This window comes from Treponema sp., assembly GCF_024696245.1.
Lineage (GTDB): Bacteria > Spirochaetota > Spirochaetia > Treponematales > Treponemataceae > Treponema_D.
On the sequence record NZ_JAILGZ010000067.1, the window covers coordinates 1 to 6,338 of the forward strand.

General features: G+C 35.8%; 4 protein-coding genes. 3 read left to right on the top strand and 1 reads right to left on the bottom strand.

The window, feature by feature from the left end; all coding sequences use genetic code 11:
• A partial coding sequence (locus K6D58_RS04665) for a DEAD/DEAH box helicase family protein (protein ID WP_296828138.1) occupies positions 1-2,376 on the top strand: 2,376 nt, incomplete at its 5' end.
• 6 nt (positions 2,377-2,382) lie between these two features.
• Here K6D58_RS04665 and K6D58_RS04670 read toward each other — a convergent pair.
• Positions 2,383-2,907: a nitroreductase gene (locus K6D58_RS04670; RefSeq protein ID WP_296828140.1), complete on the bottom strand. Its 525-nt coding sequence runs from the start codon at positions 2,905-2,907 to the stop codon at positions 2,383-2,385.
• 237 nt (positions 2,908-3,144) lie between these two features.
• Here K6D58_RS04670 and htpG point away from each other — a divergent pair, with 237 nt between their 5' ends.
• Positions 3,145-5,109 (top strand): molecular chaperone HtpG, encoded by a 1,965-nt coding sequence (htpG, locus tag K6D58_RS04675; protein ID WP_296828142.1) that lies wholly within the window; start codon positions 3,145-3,147, stop codon positions 5,107-5,109.
• A gap of 169 nt (positions 5,110-5,278) precedes the next feature.
• Complete coding sequence (locus K6D58_RS04680) at positions 5,279-6,205, top strand: NADase-type glycan-binding domain-containing protein (RefSeq protein WP_296828144.1); 927 nt, start codon at positions 5,279-5,281, stop codon at positions 6,203-6,205.
• Positions 6,206-6,338: the final 133 nt, after the last annotated feature.

Below are 6,338 nucleotides of genomic sequence, written 5' to 3' on the forward strand. Positions count from 1 at the left end.
GATTTAAATCATGTCAAAATCAATACAGAAATTTCCGGCCGTCCATATCAGATGAAGGCAATCCGTTCCATCTGTGCAGAAATAGAAAAGAAAATCCGTAAGTTCCTGCTTGTTATGGCAACTGGAACTGGAAAAACAAGAACTGCAATTAGCATTGTAGATGTTTTGAGCCGTGCCCATTATGTTTCAAATGTTCTCTTCCTTGCAGACCGTATTCAGCTAGTTGAACAGGCTTATGATGCATTCCGAGAAAATTGTCCTGATGTAACTGTCTGTAATCTTCTTGACCCAAAAGACAAAACTGAAAACAAAGGCGCGCGAATCGTATTCAGTACCTATCCAACAATCTTGAATGCTATCGATACTGAGAAAAACAAAGATGGTAACCGTACATTTACACCGGCTCATTTTGATTTGATTATAATTGATGAAGCACATCGCTCAATCTTTAAAAAATACCGGGCAATCTTTGAATACTTTGATGCATATCTTGTAGGACTTACAGCTACTCCTCGCCGCGATGTTGATAAATCAACATTCGAGTTCTTTGAACTCCAGGATGATGTTCCAACTGATGTTTATGAATATGAAACAGCTGTTGCAGCAAACTATCTGGTTCCATATCATGCAATTGAAAAGACTTCAACATTCCTTGATGAAGGAATTAACAAAGACAATCTTAGTGAAGAAGATTTAGAGAAAGTTCGCCGACAGGAAGAGGAAAGCGAAGAACCTTTTGAAGAAATCCCTCCAAAGGCAATTAACGAATATGTATTCAACGAAGATACAACCCGTCAGGTTCTTGAAGACTTAATGACAAAAGGAATTAAAACTGGCGGTGGTGATAAACTTGGAAAGACAATCATCTTTGCTTACAACAAAAATCATGCCCAGCACATTGTCGATACTTTTGATAAGTTCTGGCCGCAGTATAAAGGCAAGATGTGTCAAAGGATTGTCTGCGATGATTCAAAAGTAAAATCGACAATCAAGGAATTCAAGAAATCAGATTCACAGCTCCAGATTGCAGTTAGTGTTGATATGCTTGATACCGGCGTTGATATTCCAGAAGTTGTAAATCTTGTTTTCTATAAAAAAATCAGAAGTAAAATTAAGTTCTGGCAGATGATTGGCCGTGGAACCCGCCTTGCTCCAAATCTCGTATGCACAGATGAAACCGGCTCTTACCTCGGTAAGAAATATTTTTATATCTTTGACTATCTGCGCAATTTTGAATTCTTCCGCGAAGAAAAAAATGGTATCGAAGGTGCTTCTGGAAAATCTTTAAGCGAAAGAATTTTTGCCCACAAGTGTTCTGTAATAAAACTTTTGCAGGATTCGGCATGGGCTGATCAGAAATTCCTGAATTACCGTGACCAGCTTATAAGCGAAGTTCATGCACAAGTTTCTGCTTTAAACACAAAGCTTACGCCAGTTCATCTTGTACTAAAACATGTTTTGAAATTCCAAAATGAAAAAAGTTTTGAATGTCTTACCGATGAAGATGTGATGAATCTTACAAAGCACATTGCTCCACTTGTTTTCAACGGAGAACTAGACCAGTATGCAAAAGGATTTGATAATTTCTGTTACGGAATAATGGAATTACAGTTGTCAGAGCAACCTATAGATCTTTACCGTTCAAAGATTAAGGCTGTTGCTGAGAAGCTTTTAAAGAAGACATCTATTAAAGTTGTTCGAGATAATCTTCCGAGATTACAGCTCTTATCTGTAAATTCATATTACGATAGTTTGAATGTTCTTGATTATGAAGAAATCCGCAAGGAAATAAGAGAACTTGCACAATTTACTGTTGAAAATGGACACGAGCCTCTTTTTATAGATTTTGATGATAAAGTAAAAACTGTTGATGTACCTGGCGGAACTGCAAATCCAACTCCTGCAGATAACTTTGAAGAATACAAAAAGAAGGTAGATGCTTATTTATCTGAGCATATGAAGGATGAAGCGATTAATAAACTTCGAACAAATCAGCCTCTTACAAAAGATGATTTTGAAAGCCTTAACCATATCTTCAAGGAAGAACTCGGAAACGAAAAGATGTTCGATCAGCTCTCTGAGGGAAAATCTCTAGGAGTTTTCATTCGCTGGGCAACAAAAATGGATAAGAACTCTATCAACGACTACTTTGTAGAATTTATCAATGATGCAAACATGAATAGCATGCAGATTGAGTTTGTTCAGCGTCTTATAAACATTATCGTGGAACAGGGTGAAATTAATGTGGATGCCTTAATGAAAGGCCGAGCACCATTTGACCGTCCAAAACTTTTTACTGTTTTTGGAACTGAAGCTCAGAACAGGATTTTCGCTGTTGTTCGTAGTATAAACATGAATGCTCGGGAAGTGGCATAGTTTTTGTTAAGCCGTATATACAAAATTCTCTTTTCTTGGGGCTGCTTTAGGGAGTTCTGCGGAAGCAGGGTAGCCTAAAATCAGGTGGGCGATTCCTTCCCATTCACCTTCAATTCCAAGATCTTTAAGAATTTTCTTACCTTCGTCTGATTCGAATTCTTCTTTTGCACGGTGAATCCAGCAGTTGCCGATGCCCAGGGAAGAGGCTTCTGCCATCATGTTTCCCATTACAAGTGAACCGTCATAGACTGCTGTTGGAAAATCTTTCTGAGCAAGAACTATAAGGAGCTGTGGAGCACCATAGAAAGGATCAAATTCCGGATTGCCTAAAACAGCTGCATTCATTTTTGAAAGTCTGTCACGTAATTCTCTTGAAGTTACGCTTATAATAATAGTTGACTGTTTTCCTTTGCCGCTTGCTGCATATTTACCTGCGGTCAGGATTTTATCAAGTTCTTCTTTGGTTATAAGCTGGTCTTTGTAAGAACGGCAGCTTCTTCTTGAAATAAGTTCATTCAAAATATCAGACATAATGCCTCCTATATAATTGTATACAATGTAAATGTGTTATCTGTCAATAAACAGGTCGTTATTAATAGAGTAAGGCTGTAAAAAGCGGTCGCATCAATAAAAAAATTTGCCCCCTGGTAAAAAAATCAGTATATTTTATAAAAAGCTTGAGTTAATTAAATTTAATTTGTGATAGCTGGCTTTAACCGGCCGCAGATGATTTAGTTGGCTTAAATTTAATACAAGAGGTTCAAAGAAATGGCAAAATATCAGTTTCAGACTGAAGTAAATCAGCTTTTAAAGTTAATCATTCATTCAATGTATTCCAACAAGGACATTTTTTTGCGCGAAATCGTATCTAATGCAAGTGATGCCCTGGATAAACTTAAGTATCTGACAGTTTCAGATGATAAATTCAAGTCTATTAATTTTGATCCAAAAATCGATATTACTTTTGATGAAAACAAAAAGGTTCTTACCGTTCAGGATTGCGGTATTGGTATGGATGAAAAGGACCTTGGGGACAACCTTGGAACAATTGCCCGCTCAGGAACAAAGGCATTTATTGAACAGCTTTCTAAGAGCGGAAATAATAATTCAGATTTAATCGGTCAGTTTGGTGTTGGTTTTTATTCAGCATTTATGGCAGCAAACAAAATTGATGTTTACACACGCAAGGCTGGTGGAGACGGAAAGGCATGGCACTGGTCTTCTGACGGAACTAATGCTTATGAAATTGAAGAACTTGATGTAAACAGTGAAGCTGCAAAACTTTATGCATTTGATAAGGCAGAAACTTATGGTACTGCAATTGAAATGCACCTTAATGATGATTCAAAAGACTATGCATCTAAATGGAAGATAGATGAACTTATTAAAAAGTATTCTAACCATATTGCATTCCCTATTTTCCTTCACTACGAGCAGACTAAATATGACAAAGACGGAAAACCAGAAGGCAGCGAAAATAAAGTTGAACAGGTAAATTCTGCAAGTGCTTTGTGGAAGAGATCTAAGAGTGAACTTAAAGAAGAAGATTACAACACTTTCTATAAGACACTTGCCCATGATGGAACAGACCCGCTTCTTCACATTCATACTCATGCAGAAGGAACTCAGGAATACACAACATTGTTCTATGTTCCAAAGTCTGCACCTTTTGATATGTACCAGGCTGACTACAAGAGCGGTGTTAAGCTTTATGTAAAGCGCGTATTTATTACTGATGACGATCGTGAACTTTTACCGGCATACCTTCGCTTTGTAAGGGGTGTTATTGATTCAGAAGACCTGCCTCTTAACGTAAGCCGTGAAATTCTTCAGCAGAATAGAATTCTTGATGCAATTAAAACTCAGTCTGTAAAAAAGATTCTTGGTGAATTTAAAAAGCTGGGTGAGGATGCAGCAAAGGCAGCTAAGGCAGAAAAACCAACTGATGAAGAAAAGGCTAAGATTGAAAAATGGAATACATTTGTAAGTCAGTTTAACCGCCCTATGAAGGAAGGTCTTTATTCAGACTTTACAAACCGTGATGAAATTGCAGAAATTGTTCGCTTTAAGAGTACAGCTGATGAAGGAACAGGAGATGACAAGTGGACAAGCTTTGCTGAATATGTTGGCCGTATGAAGGCAGACCAGAAGGCTATTTATTATATTACCGGCCGTGACGAAAAGAATCTTCGTACATCTCCATTGCTTGAAGCATACAAGAATAAGGGATTTGAAGTTCTTATCTGTGCTGACGAAATCGATGACATTGTAATTCCGGCTTATGGAAAATATAAGGACTATGAACTTAAGTCTGTAAACCGTGCAGGTAGTGATGAAGAACTTGGCGTAGATAAAGAAGAAGCTAAGAAGAAGGAAGAAGCATTTAAACCTGTTCAGGAAAAAATCAAGAAAGCTTTGGGAAGTCGTGTAAAGGATGTTGTTCTTAGTAAACGCCTTTCTGACAGTCCAAGCTGTATTGTAATTGATGAAAATGATCCTTCACTTCAGATGGAACGCATGATGCGTGCAATGGGTCAGGGTAACGGTGACTTTGTAAAACCTATCCTTGAAGTAAATGCTGACCATGCAGTTGTAAAGAAGCTTGAGTCAGCAGATGAAACTACTGTTGCTCAGATTAGTGAAGTTCTTCTTGACCAGGCCCTTCTTATTAGTGGTGAAGAATTAAAAGATCCGTCAGCATTTGTTAAGGCACTTAATGCCCTTATTAAATAATGAATAAAAGCTAAAGCTATTTAATGCAGCAGCCTTTCTGGTTTTTTACCGGGAAGGCTGTTTTTTTGTTTAAAATCACTTTTTGCAAAACCTAAAAAAATATTCTATTCAGTAAAAGAAAAAAATGTTATCTTAAAGTAATATTGAAAGTATTTTAGAAGGCAAGTTAATGAAAAAATATTTTATAGTTTCAATCTTTCTTATGTTCATTCCTTTTTATCTGTGGACTCAGGATATTAAAGTTGTAGAACGGGTTTCAGATTTAAAAATGGAGGAACGTTTTCCAGAGTATACTCTGTCCTATGTAACAGGGATTTCTGATGGAGTTTATATTGTATGGAATTGGGCTTCCAGCAAAGGCTTAAAAATTAAGAATGAAAATTTGTATTTTGATAAGGATGGGTTTTCTTATTGTTATATTGATGACAGTACAAAAAAAACAATAATATGTGGTTCAAACTTTGTGTTTACTTTTGGGGATTCATCCTGGACAACTATAAAAACGAAAAAAATACCTTCTATGGCGACTTATTGTAAGAGTATAAAAGAATTTAATGATCAAATTGATATTACCTCTTCAAGAGAATCTGCTTTACAATTAATAAAACTTCCTCAGTTTAATATTGAGAATATTCTAAGTTCATCAGAATATTCAGAGACTACAAAAAATGGAAAGGTTTCATATTCAGCTGATTTTTTAAATATTTTTATAAAAAGTTATTTTGAAGATTCTACTTTTTTACTTCGAAATCCATGGGTACCCGGAAAAGAAAACAGTTCAGCTGGAATTGGAGAGTATCTTGAAATTGAATTTACAAAGCCGAAAAATAATTTGGTTGTATTAAATGGTTTTGTTGATTTAGAAAAACGCTATCTTTATAAAGCAAATAATCGTGTAAAAAAAGCGGTTATTACTTCTCTTGATAAAGATAATCCATTTGAAATTGAATATGAATTTGAAGACTATGTGCATTTTTCAGAAATAAAATTTCCTGCTGCTGTAAATAAAGTCCGCTTTACAATCAAAGAAGTTTACAAAGGAAACAAGTGGGATGATACCTGCATCACTGCAGTGATTACACGATGGGAAAATTAATTTATAAAATGGAGAAAAAAATGAAAAGAAATATGAAAAAGTATTTTTTATTATTAATTGTTTTTTCAATGCAACTTGCTGTTGCACAGGATTTTAATTTTTCTCCTTTTGAGTACATTGATTATGTTCATCC

What these genes read in the sequence shown, in the direction of transcription:
- K6D58_RS04670 (WP_296828140.1), bottom strand. Translation starts at nt 2,907, where the DNA reads ATGTCTGATATTTTGAATGAACTTATTTCAAGAAGAAGCTGCCGTTCT.
- htpG (WP_296828142.1), top strand. Translation starts at nt 3,145, where the DNA reads ATGGCAAAATATCAGTTTCAGACTGAAGTAAATCAGCTTTTAAAGTTA.
- K6D58_RS04680 (WP_296828144.1), top strand. Translation starts at nt 5,279, where the DNA reads ATGAAAAAATATTTTATAGTTTCAATCTTTCTTATGTTCATTCCTTTT.